This window comes from Ammoniphilus soli (assembly GCF_040813775.1).
Window position 1 is genome coordinate 167,351 of the sequence record NZ_JBEGDL010000005.1, and the last position, 21,869, is coordinate 189,219.

The window sequence follows — 21,869 nt, forward strand, 5'->3', positions numbered from 1 at the left end:
GCATATCCTGTCCCGCTTCTTTATAAAATGGAAGGAGGGGGGATGGCTCTTGTTATTAAAATACCTCTTTTCATTGTTTGCGGCTTGGGGACTCTTGTTTACCTCAGAAAAAGCTTTTCCAAAGGTAAATAGGATTCTTGGTACCGAAGCGGATTGGGGGTCTTTATTTTTATTTAAACCTTTCCATCTTTTAGTTTCGGTTTTTTGCTTTATTTCAGCGTTCCTTATTTTTCGCCACCTTTTTAGAACCTGCCTGAAAAATTTATTTTCTAGAGGTCCCTGGTTTAGAAAAGCTCGATTGATTAACATCATTCTTATAGGTCTTATTGGTTGGATAGTTATTGAACTTACTATAAAATATAGCGTGCCTACCCTTTTTCTTATAGGCATGCTTGTAGCCTTTGATCTGCTCCGATGGTTTTCGATGGCAAGAAGGAACAGGAGGCTGAAAACTGCTTTACAGGAATTAAAACCATGAGATCTAAATGGATTCTTATCATAACAAAAGGGTGACTAAGGTCACCCTTTTTTGGTGCTGTCAAAGTTATTCCACTCGAACTTCAGTGGGTAAAACGAATCTATAGCCCATTCCTGTTAATTCTTTTAAAATTGGCTCCAGCGCCTCTGCGGTAACTGGTAAATCGTGCATAAGGATATTGCCTCCATCATGCATCGTCGATACCACCTGCTTAACAACCTCCTTAGGGTCTTTGTGTTCCCAATCGAGGGAGCCGACAGACCAATTCATCCACTGCATGTTTTCCTTTTTCATGACATGTTTTTGAACATCGGAGTAGGCCCCGAAGGGTGGACGGAAGAATTTGGGTCTCTCTCCTGTAATGTTTTCAATAAGATCATTCATAGAAATAATTTCTTTTTCTTGTTTCTCAGGAGTAAGCTTTCTGAGGTTCTCATGTTCCCATGTATGGTTAGCGATGAGATGTCCCCGTTTATGAATTTCTTTTAATAAAGTGGAGAAGGTTTCTGCTTTTTTAGGGTTGGCTTGATAATCCCATCCATAATTGTATCCGTTGACAAACCAAATGGATTTAGCATTATACTTGTCGAGGATATCCAGTATTTGGGTAGTTACCTGTCCCTTGGGACCATCATCAAACGTGAGAAGAGCAATCTTTTCGCTTTTTTCTTCATCTAATGGATGGATCTTATAATTCTTGGTGTCCACGTAATACTTCGGAGGATTTGATGCGTCTTCGGGAGGCTCTTTGGAGGCAGCTGGTTCTGGCTCAGTTGTTTTGTTCGCTGTTGTCAATTTTTCTGGGTTACTCGGTTGAGGGGGACTAGCTTTGGGAGCAGGAGTAGGCTCTTGCTTTAAGGGCTGTCCGGTTGAAGAATTCGACGCTGTGGAACATGAGGTAATCAGCAGAATACATAGAGTCCATAAGAGGCATGCGTGTCTAGCTTTAATCATCTAGGCTTCCCCTCCAATTCTTTTAATTTATCTTAATATACAGGCCATCAAATTAGAACTGCAGGAAAAAGTTCAAAAGTAAGTAAACCGTGCATAGAATAATAATGCTCACAAAATAGTAAGTGAGGACAATACTCTGTTCTTAGAGTAAATAGCAGATTTCTTGTACTACCGGAAGCACAATACACTGTTATTAAGGTAAATAGCAGATTTCTTGTACTACCGGAAGTACAATACTCTGTAATCAAGGTTAAAAACAGATTTCTTGTTGTTTCCTATGCCTTGTACATGGTATCATTAAACAAATTAATAGATAGTTATCCAGAACATGAAAAAGCCTTACTTCATAACCTATAGTACTACCGGATTGGCAAGGGGGGGTCGTGAATGCGTGTTGAGCGCCTAAGTCAGGATAAGATAAGGATTTTCTTAACGTTCGATGATTTACATGAAAGAGGAATTGAAAAAGAAGACATCTGGCGTGATATCCCGAAGGTCCACGATTTGTTCAATGACATGATGGAGCAAGCCTATCAGGATTTGGGCTTTGAAGTCATGGGACCCGTGGCAGTAGAAGTTTTCGCTATGCCGGCTCAAGGGATGGTAGTGATTGTAACAAGAGGCAAAAGTCATGCCAATGCTGAAGATGATACAGATTATGATGATGAAGATATATATGAAATGGAAGTTACGCTCGAAGAGAGTGAGGATATCATTTTTTACTTCCACGATTTTGAGCATCTAGTTGAAGCCTGCCACAGGGCGATTGCTGTCGTTCCTGATGGGGGGCGTGTGTACAGTTACAATAATCGCTATTATCTAGTTTTGGATGATATCGATATGGATAACCAACAACTCTACCATACGATCATTGCTTTGCTTTCGGAATATGGGGAGGCTTCTACTGTAACCAAGTATGTCCTAGCGGAATACGGAAAGCAATTGGTTGGGGAAAATGCCATTCAGATCCTCTGCCAACATTTCAAATAGCATATTTATAATGTAAGTAAAGGCGCGTGCTTCTATACGCGCCTTTTTTCAGCCTTATCGCACGTTTTCAATATCAAATGGGAGAGTGAACTGATGGACAACAACAAGGATGATTATGCAACCATTCTTCCTCGGCGAGTATCCAGTGAGGATTTGAATCAGCTGCATGCGTATTATCGAAGCAATATGAAGCAAGAGGCCCTTGAATATCTGAAAAAGCGAGGAATTCAAGAGACCACGGCCGATCGTTTCCAATTGGGTTTTGAACCGCACCGCATCGGATTTACGTCACAGAGAGGAAAAACAAGCGGTTTCTTTACGAACTGTCTTGTCTTCCCGGTTAGAGATGAAAAGGGTCAGTTAGTGGACCTGATTGGCCGCTCCATATACGATGAAAAGCCCAAATATAAAGCTCTTGTTGGCAGAGGGGATGTCTTCTTCAATGAGGAGATCATTGAACAATCGGATGATATCCTTTTATGCCGAAATGTCTTTGATGTGCTTTCCTTGGAACAAGGTGAACTGCCTGCCATCTGCATGAATGATTATGCTGGCTTTAAGGAAAGCCATGCTCAGAAATTAAAAGGAAAGCGAGTTTTTATCTGCTATCCGAACGATGAATCGGGAAGAAGGGAAAGTAATCGGATTTCCTCATTACTGGCCGAATGGGCAACGGATGTTTACACGGTATATTTGCCAGAGGGCCTAAGGGATGTGAATTACTTTTTTACTCAAGTGAAAAACCCTCGAGATACCTTTCATCAGCTTTTGCAAGAAACGATCGAGGAAAGCGAAAAGGCCCCGGTGTCCCCTGATGTGAGGAACTCAGTCGTGTTTCTTGAGGAATATCAGAAGAGGCATAATGGTGACGTAAAAGGAATCTCCACGGGCTTTGCCTCGCTGGACGAAAAATTGGTGGGAGGTTGGCGAACAGGTTTTTATCTCATCACAGGACTCGTATCTAGCGGCAAGTCCATGCTTCTTCGTCAAATGGCAGACCATATCGCCCTGCAGGGTGAGCCTGTGGTTTATATCTCATGGGATATGACGGGCTTCGAATTATGGGCTCGAAGTATGGCTCGGCTGTTAAAGGTGTCTCCGCAGGATATTATTTCAGGCAAGGTCCCTTTGCAGCAGCTTAATCAAGCCAATCAAGAATATGCCGCCATTGCCAAAAATATGTGGACGATGGAGGGCAGGATGGATACAACACTGGATGAAGTGGAAGAATATATAGAGAGAATTATTCAGTCCATCGGACGCATACCGGTTGTTTTCATTGACCATCTTTTTCGGGTACCTTTACGGGATAAGGAAGGACGCCTTATCCAACAAAATTACTCTTTAGTTGCATACTTCCTGCACCAATGGTCGAGACAATGGGATACGCCGATTCTGGTGGCAGCGCCAAAGCAAGGGAATGAGCAGCACCTGTTCTCCGCGATTGAGGCGGCTGTAGATGTCATTTTGGCCCTAGAAGCGGAGGCAGGCAAGGAAGGGAGAAATCAACGAGAGCAAATTTCTCTTTGCGTGAAAAAAAACCGAAATGGGACATTAGGTCAGTTATCTTTCGTGTTTGATAAGGAGAAGGCCCTTTTTTTTCCTTCTCAATCATAGAGGAAAGATGTATACTAAACCACGTATGACTTTTCATTAGCATATAATCGTGTTGAGGTGGTAATTATGGCAGAAAAAGAAGTGGTAGAAAAACAAGGAACGAATGAACTAGGAAAAGAAAACCTAAATGTCCTTGTATCCACTCAAAAAGTCATCAATGAGGCTCTTTCAAAGCTAGGATATCCTGATCCAGTCTACGAGTTGCTAAAAGAACCCATGAGGATACTAACCGTACGCATTCCCGTAAGAATGGATGACGGTTCAGTCAAAGTTTTCACAGGGTATCGTGCCCAGCACAATGATGCAGTCGGCCCTACTAAAGGCGGAGTGCGCTTTCACCCCGAAGTGACGGAAGATGAAGTGAAGGCGTTGTCAATATGGATGAGCTTAAAGTGTGGTATTGTAGATTTACCTTATGGTGGAGGAAAGGGCGGAATTATTTGCGACCCTAGAGAAATGTCCTTCCGCGAATTGGAAAGATTGAGCCGGGGGTATGTACGGGCCATCAGCCAGATCGTTGGACCTTCCAAGGATATTCCAGCACCTGATGTATTCACCAACTCTCAGATTATGGCATGGATGATGGATGAATACAGCAGTATCCGTGAGTTTGATTCCCCTGGGTTCATTACAGGAAAACCCTTGGTACTGGGTGGATCGCACGGCAGGGAAACGGCTACGGCAAAAGGGGTAACGATCTGCATTGAAGAGGCAGCCAAGCGCCGGGGCATAGAACTTAATGGGGCACGCGTGGTTGTTCAAGGCTTTGGTAATGCAGGAAGCTTCCTTGCAAAGTTCATGCATGATAAAGGGGCTAAAATTATCGGGATCTCTGATGCTTATGGCGGGCTTCACGATGAAGAAGGCTTAGATATAGATTATTTGTTGGACCGAAGAGATTCCTTCGGAACGGTAACCAAACTGTTTAAGGATACGATCACCAATAAGCAGCTGCTTGAATTGGATTGCGACATTCTAGTGCCTGCTGCCATTGAAAACCAGATTACAGCTGAAAATGCTCATAATATCAAGGCGAAAATTGTGGTCGAAGCAGCCAACGGTCCTACTACTTTAGAGGGAACGCGAGTTCTTACTGAAAGAGGTATCCTCCTTGTGCCAGATGTCTTAGCTAGCGCAGGCGGTGTAACTGTTTCCTATTTTGAATGGGTTCAGAATAATCAAGGGTACTATTGGACCGAAGAAGAAGTGGAAACCAAGCTTCGAGATGTTATGGTGCGCGCTTTTGAGAACGTCTATAACACCTCCCAAGTACGCCGCGTAAATATGCGCTTGGCAGCCTATATGGTGGGTTGCCGTAAAATGGCAGAAGCATCCCGCTTCCGCGGTTGGGTTTAATTCGGATATTTCAGGGGTCTAGGCGATAACAGGAGAATTCCCCGCGGAGTTTCTCCTGTTGGGTCCCATGAAACCTGGCTTTTTTGTATGATGCGCTGTACTAAAATTTGCCGCTCATTTTCCCCCTCAAGTTTCCACTCCACTTTTAGTCAAACATCTTTGCAATTTGTTTCAGGTCTTTGGAATTTTCGCAGGCTACCATTAACTTAATTCTCGCCTTTTGGCCATTTAATCCATTCGAGAAGATAACACCCAGCTGGCCTAAATGGTGCCCTCCGCCTTCATATCCATACAGATCCTGTACATAGCCGTTATAGCATCGAGAAACAAGAACGACCGGTTTTCCTTTCTGGCATAAGGTCTCGATGACAGGTACGATGCCAGGGGGAACATTTCCTGCACCGAACGCTTCGATGACGACACCATCTATCTCATCATCCAAGAGGAAGGAAAGCCATTCTGCCTTCATCCCTGTTACGGTTTTGATCAGAGGAATATTGGCCAATATTTTGGAAATGGGAATATGTTTTCGAGGTAATGGAGATTCCATATACTGGATGTTCTTTTTTGAAATCAATCCCACCGGTCCATGTTGGGGGGACTGGAAGGTCGCAACATTGCTTGTATGAGTTTTGGTTACATAGCGAGCTGCATGAATCTCGTCGTTAAAAACAACAAGTACGCCCCGTCCATGGCTTTCTCTATGGGCAGCGACACGGACGGAGTGCACGAGATTAATGGGGCCGTCTGCGCCCAGCTCATTGCTGCTTCTCATGGCTCCGGTAACGACTATTGGCTTGTTGCTGTGTAATATCAGATCCAAGAGGTAGGCCGTTTCTTCCAAGGTATCCGTGCCGTGGGTAATTACCACACCTGAAACGCGCTCATCATTTATATACTTGCCGATCTGAGTGGCAAGTGCCAGCATAAGTTCTGGAGTCATATGGGGACTTGGGAGATTTAAGAAATCGTCCATAATGATTTCGCCGAATTCCTTTAAATAAGGAGTGACGTGATGCAGCGGCTGACTTCCTTGAGGCTTAACGGCCTCGCTTTGTTCATCGACCGCCATGGCGATGGTTCCTCCCGTATTAATCACTGCAATCTGCTTATTCATCTATTTCCTCCAGTTGTGTTGTTTTCTATTTATTAAAAGCATGATACGATGGTAAGAAGTGTTGCTTACACTTCGTCTAAACAACAGTATAATGAAAAAGTGCCCCAAGAAAAAGTGGGGGGGATGAGCGATGATCGCAACAATTGGCGCTGCTGTCGCGCCGGGTATTGCGTTGTTAAGTTATTTTTATCTGAAAGACCGCTACCAGACAGAGCCGCTTCATATGGTCATTAAGACCTTTTTGTTCGGGATCCTTTTAGTATTCCCGGTTATGGTTTTGCAATATGGTCTCCAGGAAGAAATTGAATTTGGGATATTGGGCAAGGCTTTTCTTGTGGCGGGTTTGATAGAAGAATTTTTCAAGTGGTTTATTGTGTATTATACCGTTTATAAGCATATAGATTTTGATGAACCTTATGATGGCATTGTATACTCTGTAGCTGTGTCTCTTGGCTTTGCCACATTGGAAAACTTTTTTTATCTTTATTCCTTTGGGATTCAAGAGGCTTTGATGAGGGCTTTGTTGCCTGTCTCGAGCCATGCTTTATTTGGCGTTACGATGGGATATTACTTGGGCAAATCAAAATTTGAAGGAACGGTCCATGGTCAAAGGTGGCTGTTTTATTCGATTTTATTTCCTGCATTACTTCATGGCGTTTATGATTTTATTTTATTAACCTCGAAGCATCATTTTCTATGGGTGATTACCCCATTTATGGCGACCTTATGGCTGGTCTCTCTGCAGCGTATAAGAAAAGTGCAAAACAAGTCTAAAACGGTTCCTTTCTGATCAAACTAAAGGGAGAGAGTAGTGAAGGAGGAATCTTGTATGTTGTTGAAAGATCGGCAAAAGGTAAGAATCCGCTGCAATTTGTGCGGTGAAAAATTTACACTCGTTGGGAAGCGTGGGCGGTCCGGTGAAGTGGACACGGGCTTCAAGCAGTGTTTATGCAATAATGACAAGGATTTTGAAGTGTCTGAATTAGATCTGTAAGGATATGCGAATGGCATATCCTTTTTTGTTTGTCTTTAAAGAATAATCCATTTGGATAAAACTCACAATAAGAGCAATACAAACTCAAGTTGGAAGTAAGAGGAGGATTATCCATGGCCAATCCCTCTAGAATGCTTATCCTTGCCGCTCTTTCCATGCTTATTGCCTTGGCTTTCTTGCTGACAAATGCTTGGAGCAACGATGAACCTACATTCAGCGGAAGAATTTTGACTCGGGGTTCTTCTGGGCAAGATGTGGTGGAGCTTCAGGAACGGTTGAAGTACATAGGCTATTTGAAAGATACCACAGATGGCAAGTTCGGATGGAATACGTACTGGGCAGTTCGTAAATTTCAAAAAGATTTTGGCATAAAGGCAGATGGGAAAGTAGGAAAGGCAACCCAGCGCATTCTGGTTAGCAAGACGAAGTATAAGCCAAAGAAAAATCAAGCGGCTGCTCCCAAACCTAAAGCAAAGGATCAAGGATCGGCGTATAAACCTCATGGTTACTCTGACAATGACTTGAAGATTATGGCTAATGCGGTCTACGGTGAAGCTAGGGGGGAGCCTTATGTAGGACAAGTGGCAGTGGCTGCCGTTATCTTAAATCGGGTAGAAAATTCATCCTTCCCGAACACTCCGTCAGGTGTTGTGTTTGAACCTCGAGCGTTCACTGCGGTAGCGGATGGGCAGATCTGGCTGACTCCGAATGAAAATGCAAAGAAAGCTGTACAGGATGCCCTAAATGGTACTGACCCAACCGGAGGCTGCATTTATTACTTTAACCCGGATACCGCCACCTCAGGATGGATCTGGACAAGAGCCCAAGTGAAGAAAATTGGGAAACATATATTTTGCAAATAAGGAGTGACACCTATGTATACGAAAGTTTCCGGTGTATTGGCGCCAGTCCTTGCTGTGGCTGCAATCGGCCTTGGAATGTGGGGCTACCAGGAGAACCAGGAAAAAAATCGGGTACTGATCAAGGCAGAGAATCAATATCAACGGGCTTTCCACGATCTTACCTTCCATATGGATCAACTGCAAGATGAGTTAGGCAAAACTTTGGCGGTTAATTCTCGCAGGCAAATCGACGGAACCTTAAGCAACGTCTGGAGAATTACGGCAGAAGCAAGAAACGAAGTTGGACAATTGCCTTTAACCATGCTCCCCTTCAGTAAAACGGAAGAGTTTCTAGCGAATATTGGGGATTTCTCTTATAATACAGCGATCCGGGATTTAGACAAAGAGCCATTGTCTGAGAAAGAATACCAAAGATTAAAAAACTATCATAAGCAGGCTCAGCAAATTCAGACAGAACTGCGCAATGTTCAGGATCAAGTTTTGGATCGCCAGCTTCGGTGGATGGATGTGGAAACTTCGTTAGCGAAGGAAGAAAAGGGGCTAGACAGCACCATTGCAGATGGATTCCGCACTATTGACAAGACGGTTGATGAGTATTCGGATATGGAAGTAGGACCAGGAATCAATTCGCTGGAATCCCAGAAGCGATTTAAAGCGGAAAATCTTAAAGGAAAACAGATTTCGAAAGAAGAAGCAAAACGTATCGCAATGGAGTTTGTAGGATTAAATGAGAATGAAGCGGATATACAGGTGAGAAAAACAGGAAAAGGCCTTGAGTATCAGGCTTATAGTGTGAATTTTGCCCCAACTGGAAAGGAACAAGAGAACATTAGCCTTGATGTCACCACAAAAGGAGGACATGTCATCTGGCTTTTGGACAATACGGAAGTCAAGGAAGCCAAGCTAAGCCAAGAACAAGCGAAGGCTAAGGCAGATGAATTCTTGCAAAAGCACGGGTATAACAACATGCAGCCTTATGTTATAGATGAATACAGCAATACGGCGGTACTTAGTTATGTGTATGTGCAGGATAATGTCCGCATTTATTCGGACATTGTTACTGTCAAGGTAGCTATGGATACCGGAAACGTAGTAGGCTTCCAATCCGAGCATTATATCTTTAATCATAAGGATCGAACAATTCCTAAACCGAAGTTAACAGAGGCCCAAGCAAGGAAAGAAGTAAATCCTCACCTTAAGGTTCAAGAATCTAGATTAGCGATGATCCTTAGCGACGAAAACAAAGACACGTTATGCTATGAGTTCTTGGGAAGCCTGGGGGACGAAACCTACCGAGTATTTATTAATGCAGATAATGGAGAAGAAGAATCCATTGAGAAGCTAGATGGCCCTGGAAGTGATCGATAAAACAGGCTAATGGAGCTTTCCCTTCTGGGGAAGGCTCTTTAAGTACTGGACCCTTACCAATCCAACCTATGGTATAATATTCATAGCATGATTGGGATGGAGGTTTCGTATGATTCCGGGAATCAGCCAACTTATTAGAATTAGCATACGAACCAAGAATGAGGGGGAAGCCAGGACCACATATAAATCTCGAGTGGATAATGTGCTTGAAGACTCCTTATTAGTTGAAGTGCCTTTATCTGAACAAAACGGCAAAGCAATGGCTTTTTCGCCTGGTTTGGAAATTACGGTGTTCTATTTTGGAATAGATGGTTCAAAATATATATTTCCGAGTGTCGTATTAAGCAGAAAAAATGAAGAAGTGCCTATGTGGGAGTTAGCACTGCCCCGTCTCGAGGACATTCAGAGAAACCAAAGGCGGAATTATCTGCGCATCTCCGCAACCTTAGAACTGTCATTAAGAATTTTAAACGGAAAAATGCACTTTTTAGCCCGGACGGTTGACGTAAGCGGGGGAGGAGTAGCTTTTACTTGCAAGCCGGAGTATCGGATCAAGCAAGGAGAGATATTCCAGTGCTGGTTGGCGATCCCTTATCGTCAAGGCATGGAACATGCTCCTTTTACAGCGAAAGTTGTTCGTGTGGTTCCACCCAAGGAAAAAGGGGAACATCAGTCCATAATGCTGATGATTTTGGAGATTAGGGAGCCTGAAAGAGAAAAGATCATTCGTTATTGTTTCGAGCGCCAAGTAGAACTTCGCAAGAAAGGATTGCTTTAAGTTCATAAACCCTTCCATTTTTGGCCATAATGGGAATGGAGGTGCAGGGTGCGTGAGAAGAAGTAAATATCCTAGTTACGAAGAGCGTTTTTGCCGTTTCTCCAGCTTTGTGGAAAAGGGCTTAGTAGCGACGGTTCTGGTGCTATTAATCTCCCTGACTTTTACGCAGGTTTTGTTAAATGTTGACAAAGTTAGGCAATGGGTCGTCGAAGTAGAGAGACTGGAAGGCGTTGCATCTTAAGGTACACTATGGTACTATCAAAAGGGTGGAGCGACAAATAATTGAATAGCTGATGATAGTATTGTCCTTCGGTCTGCGGCTCTTATCTTTTTCTTTATGGCGTAATTAAATATTTTGAGCATATAAGCAGGAAAACCCTGCTTTTTCTTGTATGTGCCGAATTTACAACTTCGTTATATCATTTGGATAACACATAGAGAACTTTAGGCTTTACCCATGACAAGCAATAATTGGAAGAAGCGAGGGTTTTCTTTGTGACGAGAAAGGGATCGCGCATGAACATAGCAATAGATGGACCAGCTGGAGCAGGTAAAAGCACAGTAGCGCAGCTTGTAGCTAAGCAGATTGGTTTTACATACATCGATACGGGAGCAATGTATCGTGCTTTAACTCTCATGGCGCTGGAGAAGAATGTTTCCCTTGACAATGAGGAAAGCCTACTAGAAATTCTCCGTTCCATGACTATATTACTTAAACAGGAATTGAATGAACAAAAGGTTTTTATCGGCGACCGCGAAGTAACTGAAGAAATCAGGCATCCTGAAGTAACACGGAATGTCTCTTTGGTAGCCAAGCATCCCTTAGTACGCCATAAATTAGTAGATATGCAGCGGAACATGGCTGCGGAGCAGAACGTCGTAATGGATGGGCGGGATATCGGTACACATGTTCTTCCCAACGCCCAAGTCAAAGTTTTTCTTACGGCATCCATTGAAGAACGTGCTCTTCGGCGCTATAAAGATCTTCAGCAGAAAGGGCATACGCCTGATCTTGAACAATTAAAGGATGAGATTGCTCGTCGCGACCAATTGGATAGTGAGCGTGAAACGGCTCCCCTGAGATGTGCCGAGGATGCCATCGTAGTAGATTCCACGGGACTTACGATTGATCAGGTGGTAGATAAGATTGTGGCATTATTTAAGGAAAGATTAGAATCAAGGCAGGCCTAAATCATGGGATGGTATCGTTTATTTAGAGCCCTATTTCGGGTTTTCTATCAGGTGGTTTACCGTTGGCAAGTCATCGGCCTTGAACGCATACCTTCCCAAGGAGGGGTTATCCTCTGCTCTAATCATATCAGCAATTTGGATCCTCCGTTTATCGCAGCCCCTATCGAGAGACAGGTATTGTTTATGGCTAAAGAGGAGCTATTCCATATGCCAGGTGTGGGCTGGCTCATCAAAAAATTTGGAGCCTTCCCTGTCAAAAGAGGAATGAGTGACCGTTGTGCTTTGAAAAAAGCCCTTCAAGTTTTGGGGGAAGGACAAGTTTTGGGCATTTTTCCCGAAGGAACACGAAGCAAAACGGGTAAGCTGGGAAAACCGTATCCAGGTGCAGCCTTGTTTGCGCTTAAATCGGAAGCGACCGTAATTCCAGTGGCCATCATGGGGACATGGAGGCCTTTTTCCCGGATGAAGGTCATTTATGGGGATCCTATCGATCTATCTAACTACCGTAACGTAAAGCTTACATCGGAACTGATCGGAGAGGCCAGTAACCATTTCATGCAGGAAATCCAGAAGCTTCTGGATGAACATGCAAATTCATTCATCTCTTGAATCAAATATGGTAAAATGTTTTATACTAAGATTACCTGAATTAGCAATCATTTTATTTTTTCAATGGTAAAGTGTGTTAACTTTTAAGGAGGAATGGTCCATGGCTGAAGAAATGCAAAATGCGGAAGTAAGAGCAGTTCAAGTAGGGAAAACGGTTCAAGGAAAGGTTACGAAGGTAGATGCTAAACAAGCTTTAGTTGATATTGGTTATAAAACAGAGGCAATCCTGCCAATTAGCGAAGTATCCAGCTTGCATATTGAGAAGGTAGCTGATGTTTTATCAGAGGGCGATGAACTAACGCTTCAGGTTACAAAGATTAATGAGGACAAAGATGAAGTCATCGTTTCCAAAAAGGCGGTAGATGCGGTTAAGGCATGGGATGAGCTTGAACAGAAATTCCAAGCCGGTACAGTCTTCGAGAGCCAAGTAGCCGATGTAGTAAAGGGAGGTTTGGTTGTTGACGTTGGGGTACGCGGGTTTATTCCGGCTTCCCATGTTGAACGCCACTTCGTTGAGGACTTCTCTGAATATAAAGGGCGCACACTGAGCCTCAAGGTCATTGAACTTGACCGGGAGAAGAATAAGGTGATCTTATCCCATCGCGCTGTTCTTGAAGAGGAAGTAAATACCGTGAAGAAAAAAATCTACGACGATCTACAAGTGGGCGAGGTAATTGAAGGAACTGTTCAGCGATTGACTGACTTTGGAGCTTTCGTGGATGTCGGTGGGGTTGATGGACTTGTTCATATTTCCGAATTGGCTTGGGAACGAGTTGACAAGCCGTCCGATGTAGTGAACGAAGGCGACAAAGTAACGGTGAAGGTTTTAAAAGTGGATAAAGAGGGCGAGCGAATCAGCTTAAGCATGAAGGAAGCCCAGCCTGGGCCTTGGCAGAGAGCAAGTGAGCAGCTTAAGGCAGGAAGTGTGGTTACTGGGACAGTTAGACGCTTAGTCAGCTTTGGAGCTTTTGTTGAGGTAGCACCTGGAGTAGAAGGGTTGGTACACATCTCTCAGATCTCTAACCGTCATATTGGCAACCCAAATGAAGTGTTGGAAGAAGGACAAGAGGTGCAAGTGAAAGTGTTGGATGTTAACACGGCTGAGCAACGCATTAGTCTAAGCATCCGTGAAGTACAAGAAGAAACAGAAGCAAAAGCAACGAAAAAAGAATTGGCTAACTATGAAGCCGATCAGGGCGGAATGGGCGTAACCATTGCTGATCGTCTCGGAGACTTGGCTAAGAAATTGAAATCCTAAGGACGAGGTTTATTTAATGCAGAGGACATCAAGAAAAAACGATCACATCAAGTTTGCTATCCAAACCGGTCAAAGCGGCCGGCAAGGCTTTGAGGACGTGAAGTTTGTCCATAACTGCATTCCACAATCCATCGTTTCCGATATATCACTCGATACGACTTTCGGCGGACTTTCTCTAAGTTCGCCGATTGTTATTAATGCCATGACGGGTGGGGCAAAGGAAACCTATAAGATCAACCAAAAGCTCGCCCGACTTGCCCGGGCGGGCAAATTGGCTATGGCTGTAGGCTCCCAGATGGCTGCGATCAAGGACCCATCGGTTCGGGATTCCTATACGATCGTTCGAGAAGAATATCCGGATGGGATTATTTTGGCTAACTTAGGTGCGGAAGCCAGTCCGGACCAAGCCCTGGAGGCCGTTGAAATGATTGCGGCAGATGGATTGCAGATCCATTTAAACATCATGCAGGAGTTAATTATGCCTGAAGGGGATCGGGATTTTCGTGGCGTACTGGAACGAATTGAGGCGATTGTAAAAGCCGTTCCTTGTCCTGTGATCGTTAAAGAAGTTGGCTTTGGTATGTCCCAAGAGTCCATTCAGTTTCTATTGGAGACGGGGATTTCTGCCATTGATGTGGGCGGATCGGGAGGCACGAACTTTGCTCGAATTGAAAATGCGCGTCGGGAAATTCCGTTGGACATGTTGGACGACTGGGGAATGACGACAGTGCAGAGCTTATTGGAAGCGTCATTATTCCTGGATAGAGTGGACATCATGGCTACGGGAGGGGTCCGTAACGGACTAGAAGTGGCCAAGTCGCTGGCTTTAGGTGCATCCGCTGTAGGAATGGCAGGGTATTTCCTCCACTTGGTTACGCAGATGACTGAACAGGAAAGCCAATTCGCTGTAAAGCATCTTCATGAACAGCTTCTTCTCGTGATGGCTGCTGTTGGGGCAATGGATGTGAGTGACCTTAGGACTTGCCCGGCAGTGATAGCTGGAGATTCCTATCATTGGGCAATAATGCGAGGGATTGATTGTACATTGTTAAGCAAAAGAAAGTTAAGAGGCGAATCCTAAGTATGGATTCGCCTTTTTAGTTAAGCTTTAAGCGGGCGGATTTTTCCGCTGCCAAGCTTGATGAAGAGGTGTCCTTCTCCATTTTTAAGCACTTTGATCCCCAATAAATTGACGACCGTGGTGTAGAAAGCCATCTGCTCTGTCACCTCCTTCATTTATATCCTATGTGATTGGAATCAAGTCCTATTACCTATACAATTATTTCCTTTTCCCTTTTCTTTTATGTTTCAATCGAAATGGCAAATACTATACCTGAACTTAAAGGAGTGAAATGAAGCAGAGGAGGATATATATGGTTAAGAAGATTTTCCCCCCGTTTTTTGCGCTTCTCCTCATTGTTCCCTTGCTGTTAGGGCAACCGGGAGTGGGAGCAGCGGTACCAGGAAAACTTAAGGTGCCCGACACAGTAAAAGACATTTCCAGGCAAAATACGTACCCTAATCCCAGTATGGATCCGGAATACGTACAGCCGAGTGCAACAACGTCCGAACTATTCAGGACCACCAATTATGGGATTGAGAATCCAAATTTAATTCGGCTGCTCAATGAAACAACCATTCAACCCTCCAAATTGGCCATTGGATTTCGCGCCAATATCTATTTAGGAAACTGGGCTTTAAACTATGAATCCAAGGAAACATCGGTGAATTGGGAGTATAAAGAAGCCAATATCAACAAGTTGGATAACCGCGGCGGTCGGGAAACGACCGAGCTGACCTATGAACAGAATGAAGAATTTACGGCCGTAGGAGGATTAACCACAGAGGTTTTAGCCGAGGATGATGTTAAAAAGCTGATGATTGCGAAAGCGAAACAAAATACGGGGCTTAATCTAGCCTTTCAAAGTACAGTCGGAAAGGGAACGAAGCAGGATACCATCATGAGGGTCCCAACCAAGAAAATCGGTTATCTGCATGCGTTTGTCCCAGCTGCTAGCGAAAAGGGTACCATTACGTATGGTGAGGTTTATTTAAACATCCAAGGCGGAGAGAAAAAGTTGATTATAAAAAATGTAACCCACAAGGGAGTCGGTGCGTGGATACCGATTCAGGACAAGCTGATGTTTAAATATGTGATGTCCGATCAGCCCAAATCGAATCAAAATTGAACAGCTATTATAGCTGCAGAGTCTGGAACGTCGCAAGCACGTTTCAGACTTCTTTGTTTTCTTGTTTTTTCTCGTCCATTTTGAGGAATAATGAAAGTAATACATGTGCCACCGAGAGGGGATAAATCAAGTGAATGACGGATTTTTAGGCCTGATTGGCTTATGGTTTTTGCTTCTGTTTTTATGGATCGGCTTGTTTGACCGTTTTTTTGCGGAAAATAACTGGAATAAAAAGTGGGTGATTATTATTCTGGTGTTTGAGTTGCTATTTACGGGATGGACGATCGAGTTGCCGGGTAATGGGCAGATTGCGGTGATGTCTGCTCTATTGCCACTATGCTTAGGGGGCTGGCTATGGGTCAAGCTGGGAGATAATAGCCGTCTGCATTTGCTGACCGCAAGCTTTTTGGTAGGAGCTTCCGTGTTTCTGATGCAGTTGCTTCTTCGTTTAGACCCCGTTTTAATGTTTATGCAAGAGAGTTATATGATTGCAAGTTTTGCCCTTGTTCTCATTCTAGTGGCAGCAAGGACCCCTGTGCAGCAATTTGTGTTACTCACCCTGGGACTAGTTTTAGGGGATATCTGCTATCAAGCGTATTTATGGGAAAAAACAGGACATTATCTTCTCGGATCACCTCTTCATAGGGATACGTGGTGGATTGCCTTGTACTTGCTAATCTTAGCCCGCCTAATCCTTCAGTATGCGAAGCGATCTAGTGCATGGAAGCGAAAAAGGGCAGAGACAACAAGCTAGAAAGGGAGTGAGTACGAATGGAAGAATACACGGCTGCAGTGGTGATGGGAATTATAGTCGGCATCTTTAGCCGCTTGCTCATGCTGCGCACGGATTATCGTTCCTATCCGACCTATCCGCACGGACATGTGATTCATATTGCTTTAGGAGTTATTGCGGCTGGATTAGGTTCGGTAGCCGTGCCTGCTTTTATCGAAGAGGATTTCACAGCCGTTACTTTCTTAGGCTTAGCCGCTTCACAATTTCGCGATGTAAGGAATATGGAACGCAATACCTTGCAGCAGCTTGACCAAATGGAGCTCGTTCCCCGGGGTACTGCATACATAGAAGGAATTGCCATGGTGTTCGAAGGGCGTAATTATCTCGTAATGCTATCTTCTATCATCACAACTGCGGTCTCGGTCTTTTTTGGCTGGAAGTGGGGAATCGTCATAGGACTAGCTACACTCCTGATCGATAAGATTTTCATGTCCGGAAAGAATATTACGGATATCGCGGAAGTTACACAGGGAAATGTTCGCATGGAAGGGCAAAATTTGTATGTCGATGACATTTATATTATGAATATCGGGCTAGAGGATACAAGAGAAAAGATTAAACAGCACGGAATAGGCATGATATTAACGCCCAAGAACGCCAATGGGGTAGTTACACTGGGTAACTTTGGGCAAAGGCAAGCCATTCTCCATGATGTGTCTACCGTACTTGGAGTCTATCGCGATTCGGGAGAGCCCTCACTTGTTCCGCTGATAAAGCGAAGTCTAGATGATGGTCGATTGGGTATTTTCCTTCTGCCCCAAATTAAGGATCCAGGGAAAATTAAGGGGACGATCCTAAGAGTGCCCGTATTGGAGAGTGTTTACCGCAAGCCGTTGGAAGCAAAGGTAAATGAATAGGGGGTGTAAAGATGGGGACAACAATAGAAAAAACCATACTGGCTGTGGTGACGATGAATCGGGAGCGAGTGGCAGGAGGTGCCCCCATTTTTTTTGCCGCAAATGAAAAAGAGTTACAGCAGCTGGCTTTCACTTTGGAAAAAATTCTCGATGCCATGGCGCATACGCTGAACGATGATACGACAATTCTTGTAAAGCATTTTTAAATCATGGCGATATTGCAAGAATGAGGAAAATCCAGTATTATAGATGGTTGAAAGTGAGGTTGGAGAAATATGGCTAATCCAGTTGTGGCTATCGTCGGCAGACCTAATGTAGGAAAGTCGACATTATTTAATCGCATAGTAGGAGAAAGGATCTCCATTGTAGAAGATATACCAGGTGTGACGCGCGATCGCATTTACAGTAAGGCCGAGTGGCTGGATCGCCATTTTCATCTGATTGATACTGGCGGTATTGCATTTGATGATCATGACGTGCTATTGGAACATATTCGTCATCAGGCAGAGCTAGCCATTGACGAGGCTGACGTTATTGTCCTTATCGTAGATGCAACTACAGGTATAACCAGTACGGATGAAGAAGTGGCAAAGATGCTATTCCGTTCAAAAAAGCCCGTAGTATTAGGCGTAAATAAGGCGGATAATCCTGAGCGGATGAATCAAATGTACGAATTTTACGCTTTGGGCTTCGGGGAACCGATCGGCATATCCAGCGTTCACGGGCTGGGTATCGGTGACCTGCTCGATGAGGTGATCAAGCATTTCCCGAAGGATAGCGAGGAAGAGTATGATGAAGATGTAATCCGCGTATCCTTGATTGGCCGTCCGAATGTGGGCAAGTCTTCGCTTGTTAACGCTTTGCTTGGGGAAGAACGCGTAATTGTCAGCGATATTGCCGGAACGACGCGGGATGCGATTGATACCAGGCTTACCCGGGAAGGACAAGATTTTGTATTAATCGATACAGCCGGTGTGCGAAAGCGGGGGAAGGTCTACGAGTCAACAGAAAAATACAGCGTGTTGCGTGCCCTTCGAGCAATCGAACGATCTGATGTGTGTTTAATCGTCATCAACGCAGAGGAAGGCATTATCGAGCAAGACAAGAAAATTGCAGGCTATGCGCACGAAGCGGGACGAGCGGCTATATTTGTAGTGAACAAATGGGATGCGATTGAAAAAGATGATAAGACGCTTCATCAGTTTGAACGGACGCTTCGCGAGCATTTCTTATTTATGGAATACGCTCCTATCGTTTTTGTATCAGCCAAAACCAAGCAGCGTGTCCATCAGATTCTCCCTAAGGTAAAGGACGTGGCAGATCAGCACGCAATGAGAATCCAAACGAATGTATTGAATGATCTCGTGCATGAAGCGACAACAGTGACTCCGCCTCCGTCGGATAAGGGAAGAAGGTTAAGAATTAACTATATTACCCAAGTTTCCGTTAAACCTCCAACGTTTGTTTTGTTTGTAAATGATGTGGAGCTATTGCATTTTTCATATCAGCGTTTTATAGAGAATAGAATTAGAGAAGCTTTTCCTTTTGAAGGGACACCGATCCGGATTATCGCCAGAAGCAAAGCCGAGGATTAGGTGCCGTGTAAGCAAAAAGGCTTAGGGAGAGGATTGAGGGGATGAATACGGTAATTGCTATCGCAGCAGGGTACCTGCTAGGGTCGATTAGCTTTAGCTATCTTATTGCTAAGAAGGTAGCAGGTATAGATATTAGACATCATGGGAGCGGGAATGCGGGAGCAACGAACACACTGAGGGTACTAGGCAAAGGACCAGGAATGCTGGTCCTTCTTCTGGATGCCTTGAAGGGAATGGCTGCTGTTTGGCTCGCCCTATGGATAAGCAATGGTGATCATGTAATAGCGGCACTGGCCGGGGCGGCAGCTATCCTCGGCCATAATTGGCCCATTTTCTTTGGTTTCAAGGGAGGAAAAGGAGTAGCGACCACGATAGGGGTCATCGCAACTCTCTCCTTTATCTCGTTTCTTTGGTCTGTACTCATTACAGTAGCCGTTATTTTCATTACTCGTTATGTGTCTTTAGGTTCTTTGGTATTTTTGGCTCTTATTCCGATATTCATGTATGTTTATGAAGAACCTCAAGCGTATATCTGGATGGCCGGGATCGTTGCTGTCCTTGGTTTTGCTAGACATTCCCAAAACATTGTCCGTCTGCTTCAAGGGACAGAAAGCAAATTGGGGCAATCCAAAAAATAAGGGGGATGAGCAGATTGGACATTGGTTTGATTGGTGCAGGAAGCTGGGGAACGGCTTTGGCTATGGTCTTAACCGATAACGGACACCGCGTTCAGATGTGGTCCCGACGTGTCGAACAAGCGGAGGAAATAAATGAGAGGCATACAAACAGTAAGTATTTGCCTGGTATTGAGTTGCCGGAATCTATTGTTTGCTCCAACCACTTAGAAGAAGTGGTTCAAGGAAAGGAAGTAATCCTACTCGTAGTCCCTTCTCATGGCATCCGAGAGATTGCGCGAAAAATTGCTCCTTACTTAAGTGCAGGCGCTCTCCTCATACACGCTGTCAAAGGGCTCGAGCTAGGCACTTATAAGCGCATTACAGAGGTGCTGAAGGAAGAGCTGCCGCCTTCTCATCATAATCGAATGGTAGTCTTATCTGGCCCTAGCCATGCGGAAGAAGTAAGCCGCAAGTCACCGACGACTGTAGTCGTGGCCTCCCAGCCAATCGATGCGGCAGAAGAAGCTCAAGACTTGTTCATGAATGGTTATTTTCGGGTTTATACGAACCCGGACGTGATAGGATTGGAATTAGGCGGTTCCCTCAAAAATATTATTGCCTTAGGTGCAGGTTTATCCGATGGGCTAGGTTTTGGGGACAATGCCAAAGCCGCTTTGATGACGCGCGGACTTGCAGAAATTAGCCGTTTGGGCGTTCATATCGGATCTGATCCTTTAACGTTTTCTGGCTTAGCGGGCGTAGGGGACTTGATTGTAACCTGTACAAGCAAGCATAGCCGGAATTGGAGAGCCGGAAATCTTCTGGGTCAGGGGATGTCGCTTGAAGAGGTATTGGAAAAGATGGGTATGGTGGTTGAGGGAGTGAAAACAACCAAAGCGGCTTATGAATTAGCTGAGCGCATTGGTGTGGAAATGCCCATTACCCGTGAATTATACCGAGTGTTATTTGAAGGAAAATTGCCTCGACTTGCTGTCGAGGAATTAATGGGGCGCCCTCAGCGGCACGAAGTCGAGGAGATCGCACACAATAAGTATCAGTGACATATCATAGCAGGGTGATTTTACAAAAGAATTTGAAATAATGGGCTACCGTCTATGTTGCAGACTTTAAAGCGTCCACATAGGATATATTGGGTTCAAAATAAACGCAGCCTTTAACAGGCAAGGTTACAGTCAAAGAGGGGTAACGGATTCCGTTACCCCTCTTACTTTTGCTTCCTTGCCTCTTCCTGCGCTAAGAATTCGACTAAGTCTTGCACAAGAGGGGATTGAAGGAGACTCATGACTTGCTTAAAGTCGAGGTTCTGCAGATCTTTTATGAGGTCCGTATCCCATCTTCCGCGATGGGCCGATGTGCGCCTGCTTTGCTTCATAGCCTCGATGATGCTGGACAGTGTTACAAGCGATGCTTCCAGTTCCTGAAGATGTTGTCTAACCGTGCGCATTTGTTCACTGACTTGAATCAGAGTCGAAGGCGATGACTCCAAAGGGTCATCAAGGTTCAGTGGGCTAGCGGCAGAGGGCGGCTTGGGACTGCTTTGCCTTTCCGGTTGCATGTTTCTCCAATCATTGTGGGACATAAGAGAATCTAGCACCCCTTTAGTAAATCTTTTTCGATGTATTCTATTCAAAATTAGGCGAGAAGGTGCTTTGCGTCCAAGTTATGCTATAATAGGAGCGATGAATAAAGAAAGAAGGAAAGTGAAGAAATGGATAAAGAAATGTCGTCTTTCGTTGCCATGGGATTAATGTTTTTAGCGAATATTGCCATTATATTTGCCCGCAATAAGCTATCAGGTATACCCCGCATTCTGGTATCTACCTTTGCCTTTCTGTTGTTAATTCCATCCTTGCTCCTTATTTTAGTTGTTCTATTATGAGAATTAAAGTTGAATTTCAACCTAAGGGTAAAACCGTTTCGCTAAATAAAGGAGAAAATCTCCTTCAAGCGGCCTTGAAAAATAGAATCCCGATTCGGAACCGATGCAGAGGCAATGGGCAATGTACCACGTGCAAAGTTCAAATTATGAGTCCAAACGCTATGGTTTCCCTGCCCTCTTCCCAAGAGCAAAGAATGATTGGGGAGGAAGCTTTGGAGACCGGATATCGTCTCGCTTGCCAGACAAGGGTTTATGGAGCTGTTCGGGTCCGTGTTCCAGAAGAGGCTTGGAAGACAACCGTCAGAGAGCATATTCAGCAACAGAAAGAGAATGAGGGGATTTAAA

Annotated in this window: 27 protein-coding genes; 23 read left to right on the plus strand and 4 right to left on the minus strand. The window is 44.4% G+C overall.

Annotated features, from left to right (window positions below):
- The first annotated feature begins 49 nt into the window (after positions 1–49).
- Complete coding sequence (locus ABLT31_RS12860) at positions 50–478, plus strand: hypothetical protein (RefSeq protein ID WP_367752076.1); 429 nt, start codon at positions 50–52, stop codon at positions 476–478.
- 66 nt (positions 479–544) lie between these two features.
- On the opposite strand, the gene ABLT31_RS12865 is transcribed toward ABLT31_RS12860, so the two are convergent.
- On the minus strand, positions 545–1,432 hold the full coding sequence (locus ABLT31_RS12865; protein ID WP_367752078.1) for a polysaccharide deacetylase family protein: 888 nt from the start codon (positions 1,430–1,432) through the stop codon (positions 545–547).
- Between the two features lie 387 nt (positions 1,433–1,819).
- Here ABLT31_RS12865 and ABLT31_RS12870 point away from each other — a divergent pair, with 387 nt between their 5' ends.
- The 3 genes from ABLT31_RS12870 to ABLT31_RS12880 all read left to right on the plus strand — a co-directional run bounded on the left by ABLT31_RS12870 (position 1,820) and on the right by ABLT31_RS12880 (position 5,395).
- Complete coding sequence (locus ABLT31_RS12870; protein WP_367752080.1) at positions 1,820–2,422, plus strand: genetic competence negative regulator; 603 nt, start codon at positions 1,820–1,822, stop codon at positions 2,420–2,422.
- Between the two features lie 93 nt (positions 2,423–2,515).
- Positions 2,516–4,039, plus strand: coding sequence for a DnaB-like helicase C-terminal domain-containing protein (locus ABLT31_RS12875; protein ID WP_367752082.1), 1,524 nt, complete (start codon positions 2,516–2,518; stop codon positions 4,037–4,039).
- 66 nt (positions 4,040–4,105) lie between these two features.
- A complete protein-coding gene (locus tag ABLT31_RS12880) occupies positions 4,106–5,395 on the plus strand; it encodes a Glu/Leu/Phe/Val family dehydrogenase (protein WP_367752084.1) in 1,290 nt (429 codons plus the stop codon).
- A gap of 145 nt (positions 5,396–5,540) precedes the next feature.
- Here the strand turns inward: ABLT31_RS12880 and ABLT31_RS12885 are convergent, their stop codons facing one another.
- On the minus strand, positions 5,541–6,512 hold the full coding sequence (locus ABLT31_RS12885) for an asparaginase (RefSeq protein WP_367752086.1): 972 nt from the start codon (positions 6,510–6,512) through the stop codon (positions 5,541–5,543).
- Positions 6,513–6,642: 130 nt separating this feature from the next.
- Here ABLT31_RS12885 and prsW point away from each other — a divergent pair, with 130 nt between their 5' ends.
- The 10 genes from prsW (at position 6,643) to fni (ending at position 14,654) form a co-directional block, all read left to right on the plus strand.
- Positions 6,643–7,302, plus strand: a complete 660-nt coding sequence (prsW, locus tag ABLT31_RS12890; protein ID WP_367752088.1) for a glutamic-type intramembrane protease PrsW — start codon at positions 6,643–6,645, stop codon at positions 7,300–7,302.
- Positions 7,303–7,341: 39 nt separating this feature from the next.
- A complete protein-coding gene (locus ABLT31_RS12895) occupies positions 7,342–7,506 on the plus strand; it encodes a hypothetical protein (RefSeq protein WP_367752090.1) in 165 nt (54 codons plus the stop codon).
- Between the two features lie 113 nt (positions 7,507–7,619).
- Complete coding sequence (gene sleB, locus ABLT31_RS12900) at positions 7,620–8,369, plus strand: spore cortex-lytic enzyme (RefSeq protein WP_367752092.1); 750 nt, start codon at positions 7,620–7,622, stop codon at positions 8,367–8,369.
- Positions 8,370–8,381: 12 nt separating this feature from the next.
- Positions 8,382–9,737 carry a germination protein YpeB gene (gene ypeB, locus ABLT31_RS12905; RefSeq protein ID WP_367752094.1) on the plus strand — a complete coding sequence of 452 codons (1,356 nt, stop codon included), beginning with the start codon at positions 8,382–8,384 and terminating at the stop codon, positions 9,735–9,737.
- Between the two features lie 109 nt (positions 9,738–9,846).
- Entirely contained in the window at positions 9,847–10,515 is a 669-nt protein-coding gene (locus ABLT31_RS12910) for a flagellar brake protein (protein WP_367752097.1), read from the plus strand.
- 52 nt (positions 10,516–10,567) lie between these two features.
- Positions 10,568–10,756, plus strand: a complete 189-nt coding sequence (locus ABLT31_RS12915; protein ID WP_367752099.1) for a hypothetical protein — start codon at positions 10,568–10,570, stop codon at positions 10,754–10,756.
- Between the two features lie 275 nt (positions 10,757–11,031).
- Positions 11,032–11,706, plus strand: a complete 675-nt coding sequence (gene cmk / locus ABLT31_RS12920; protein ID WP_367752101.1) for a (d)CMP kinase — start codon at positions 11,032–11,034, stop codon at positions 11,704–11,706.
- A gap of 3 nt (positions 11,707–11,709) precedes the next feature.
- Positions 11,710–12,315 (plus strand): lysophospholipid acyltransferase family protein, encoded by a 606-nt coding sequence (locus ABLT31_RS12925; protein WP_367752103.1) that lies wholly within the window; start codon positions 11,710–11,712, stop codon positions 12,313–12,315.
- A 100-nt stretch (positions 12,316–12,415) separates the two neighbouring features.
- On the plus strand, positions 12,416–13,573 hold the full coding sequence (gene rpsA, locus ABLT31_RS12930) for a 30S ribosomal protein S1 (RefSeq protein ID WP_367752105.1): 1,158 nt from the start codon (positions 12,416–12,418) through the stop codon (positions 13,571–13,573).
- A 16-nt stretch (positions 13,574–13,589) separates the two neighbouring features.
- Positions 13,590–14,654: a type 2 isopentenyl-diphosphate Delta-isomerase gene (gene fni / locus ABLT31_RS12935; RefSeq protein WP_367752107.1), complete on the plus strand. Its 1,065-nt coding sequence runs from the start codon at positions 13,590–13,592 to the stop codon at positions 14,652–14,654.
- Between the two features lie 20 nt (positions 14,655–14,674).
- On the opposite strand, the gene ABLT31_RS12940 is transcribed toward fni, so the two are convergent.
- Entirely contained in the window at positions 14,675–14,809 is a 135-nt protein-coding gene (locus ABLT31_RS12940; RefSeq protein WP_367752109.1) for a hypothetical protein, read from the minus strand.
- Between the two features lie 137 nt (positions 14,810–14,946).
- Between ABLT31_RS12940 and ABLT31_RS12945 the strand changes: the two genes are divergently transcribed.
- The 7 genes from ABLT31_RS12945 to ABLT31_RS12975 all read left to right on the plus strand — a co-directional run bounded on the left by ABLT31_RS12945 (position 14,947) and on the right by ABLT31_RS12975 (position 20,685).
- Positions 14,947–15,762 carry a YfkD family protein gene (locus ABLT31_RS12945; RefSeq protein WP_367752111.1) on the plus strand — a complete coding sequence of 272 codons (816 nt, stop codon included), beginning with the start codon at positions 14,947–14,949 and terminating at the stop codon, positions 15,760–15,762.
- 130 nt (positions 15,763–15,892) lie between these two features.
- Positions 15,893–16,516 carry a YphA family membrane protein gene (locus ABLT31_RS12950; RefSeq protein ID WP_367752113.1) on the plus strand — a complete coding sequence of 208 codons (624 nt, stop codon included), beginning with the start codon at positions 15,893–15,895 and terminating at the stop codon, positions 16,514–16,516.
- Between the two features lie 17 nt (positions 16,517–16,533).
- Positions 16,534–17,412, plus strand: a complete 879-nt coding sequence (locus ABLT31_RS12955) for a YIEGIA family protein (protein ID WP_367752115.1) — start codon at positions 16,534–16,536, stop codon at positions 17,410–17,412.
- Between the two features lie 11 nt (positions 17,413–17,423).
- A complete protein-coding gene (locus tag ABLT31_RS12960; protein ID WP_367752117.1) occupies positions 17,424–17,618 on the plus strand; it encodes a capping complex subunit for YIEGIA in 195 nt (64 codons plus the stop codon).
- A 69-nt stretch (positions 17,619–17,687) separates the two neighbouring features.
- On the plus strand, positions 17,688–19,007 hold the full coding sequence (gene der / locus ABLT31_RS12965; protein WP_367752119.1) for a ribosome biogenesis GTPase Der: 1,320 nt from the start codon (positions 17,688–17,690) through the stop codon (positions 19,005–19,007).
- 41 nt (positions 19,008–19,048) lie between these two features.
- Positions 19,049–19,645: a glycerol-3-phosphate 1-O-acyltransferase PlsY gene (gene plsY, locus ABLT31_RS12970; protein WP_367752121.1), complete on the plus strand. Its 597-nt coding sequence runs from the start codon at positions 19,049–19,051 to the stop codon at positions 19,643–19,645.
- 5 nt (positions 19,646–19,650) lie between these two features.
- A complete protein-coding gene (locus tag ABLT31_RS12975; RefSeq protein WP_367752123.1) occupies positions 19,651–20,685 on the plus strand; it encodes an NAD(P)H-dependent glycerol-3-phosphate dehydrogenase in 1,035 nt (344 codons plus the stop codon).
- A gap of 164 nt (positions 20,686–20,849) precedes the next feature.
- On the opposite strand, the gene ABLT31_RS12980 is transcribed toward ABLT31_RS12975, so the two are convergent.
- On the minus strand, positions 20,850–21,200 hold the full coding sequence (locus ABLT31_RS12980; RefSeq protein ID WP_367752125.1) for a hypothetical protein: 351 nt from the start codon (positions 21,198–21,200) through the stop codon (positions 20,850–20,852).
- A gap of 153 nt (positions 21,201–21,353) precedes the next feature.
- Here ABLT31_RS12980 and ABLT31_RS12985 point away from each other — a divergent pair, with 153 nt between their 5' ends.
- A complete protein-coding gene (locus ABLT31_RS12985; RefSeq protein ID WP_367752127.1) occupies positions 21,354–21,524 on the plus strand; it encodes a DUF2768 family protein in 171 nt (56 codons plus the stop codon).
- Positions 21,521–21,868 carry a 2Fe-2S iron-sulfur cluster-binding protein gene (locus ABLT31_RS12990; RefSeq protein ID WP_367752129.1) on the plus strand — a complete coding sequence of 116 codons (348 nt, stop codon included), beginning with the start codon at positions 21,521–21,523 and terminating at the stop codon, positions 21,866–21,868. The genes ABLT31_RS12985 and ABLT31_RS12990 overlap by 4 nt, the downstream gene beginning before the upstream one ends.
- Position 21,869 lies beyond the last annotated feature (1 nt).

Coding starts and splice junctions, on each gene's coding strand:
- ABLT31_RS12865 (WP_367752078.1), bottom strand. CDS start 1,432: ATGATTAAAGCTAGACACGCATGCCTCTTATGGACTCTATGTATTCTG.
- ABLT31_RS12870 (WP_367752080.1), top strand. CDS start 1,820: ATGCGTGTTGAGCGCCTAAGTCAGGATAAGATAAGGATTTTCTTAACG.
- ABLT31_RS12875 (WP_367752082.1), top strand. CDS start 2,516: ATGGACAACAACAAGGATGATTATGCAACCATTCTTCCTCGGCGAGTA.
- ABLT31_RS12880 (WP_367752084.1), top strand. CDS start 4,106: ATGGCAGAAAAAGAAGTGGTAGAAAAACAAGGAACGAATGAACTAGGA.
- ABLT31_RS12885 (WP_367752086.1), bottom strand. CDS start 6,512: ATGAATAAGCAGATTGCAGTGATTAATACGGGAGGAACCATCGCCATG.
- prsW (WP_367752088.1), top strand. CDS start 6,643: ATGATCGCAACAATTGGCGCTGCTGTCGCGCCGGGTATTGCGTTGTTA.
- ABLT31_RS12895 (WP_367752090.1), top strand. CDS start 7,342: ATGTTGTTGAAAGATCGGCAAAAGGTAAGAATCCGCTGCAATTTGTGC.
- sleB (WP_367752092.1), top strand. CDS start 7,620: ATGGCCAATCCCTCTAGAATGCTTATCCTTGCCGCTCTTTCCATGCTT.
- ypeB (WP_367752094.1), top strand. CDS start 8,382: ATGTATACGAAAGTTTCCGGTGTATTGGCGCCAGTCCTTGCTGTGGCT.
- ABLT31_RS12910 (WP_367752097.1), top strand. CDS start 9,847: ATGATTCCGGGAATCAGCCAACTTATTAGAATTAGCATACGAACCAAG.
- cmk (WP_367752101.1), top strand. CDS start 11,032: ATGAACATAGCAATAGATGGACCAGCTGGAGCAGGTAAAAGCACAGTA.
- ABLT31_RS12925 (WP_367752103.1), top strand. CDS start 11,710: ATGGGATGGTATCGTTTATTTAGAGCCCTATTTCGGGTTTTCTATCAG.
- rpsA (WP_367752105.1), top strand. CDS start 12,416: ATGGCTGAAGAAATGCAAAATGCGGAAGTAAGAGCAGTTCAAGTAGGG.
- fni (WP_367752107.1), top strand. CDS start 13,590: ATGCAGAGGACATCAAGAAAAAACGATCACATCAAGTTTGCTATCCAA.
- ABLT31_RS12940 (WP_367752109.1), bottom strand. CDS start 14,809: ATGAAGGAGGTGACAGAGCAGATGGCTTTCTACACCACGGTCGTCAAT.
- ABLT31_RS12945 (WP_367752111.1), top strand. CDS start 14,947: ATGGTTAAGAAGATTTTCCCCCCGTTTTTTGCGCTTCTCCTCATTGTT.
- ABLT31_RS12955 (WP_367752115.1), top strand. CDS start 16,534: ATGGAAGAATACACGGCTGCAGTGGTGATGGGAATTATAGTCGGCATC.
- ABLT31_RS12960 (WP_367752117.1), top strand. CDS start 17,424: ATGGGGACAACAATAGAAAAAACCATACTGGCTGTGGTGACGATGAAT.
- der (WP_367752119.1), top strand. CDS start 17,688: ATGGCTAATCCAGTTGTGGCTATCGTCGGCAGACCTAATGTAGGAAAG.
- plsY (WP_367752121.1), top strand. CDS start 19,049: ATGAATACGGTAATTGCTATCGCAGCAGGGTACCTGCTAGGGTCGATT.
- ABLT31_RS12975 (WP_367752123.1), top strand. CDS start 19,651: ATGAGCAGATTGGACATTGGTTTGATTGGTGCAGGAAGCTGGGGAACG.
- ABLT31_RS12980 (WP_367752125.1), bottom strand. CDS start 21,200: ATGCAACCGGAAAGGCAAAGCAGTCCCAAGCCGCCCTCTGCCGCTAGC.
- ABLT31_RS12985 (WP_367752127.1), top strand. CDS start 21,354: ATGGATAAAGAAATGTCGTCTTTCGTTGCCATGGGATTAATGTTTTTA.
- ABLT31_RS12990 (WP_367752129.1), top strand. CDS start 21,521: ATGAGAATTAAAGTTGAATTTCAACCTAAGGGTAAAACCGTTTCGCTA.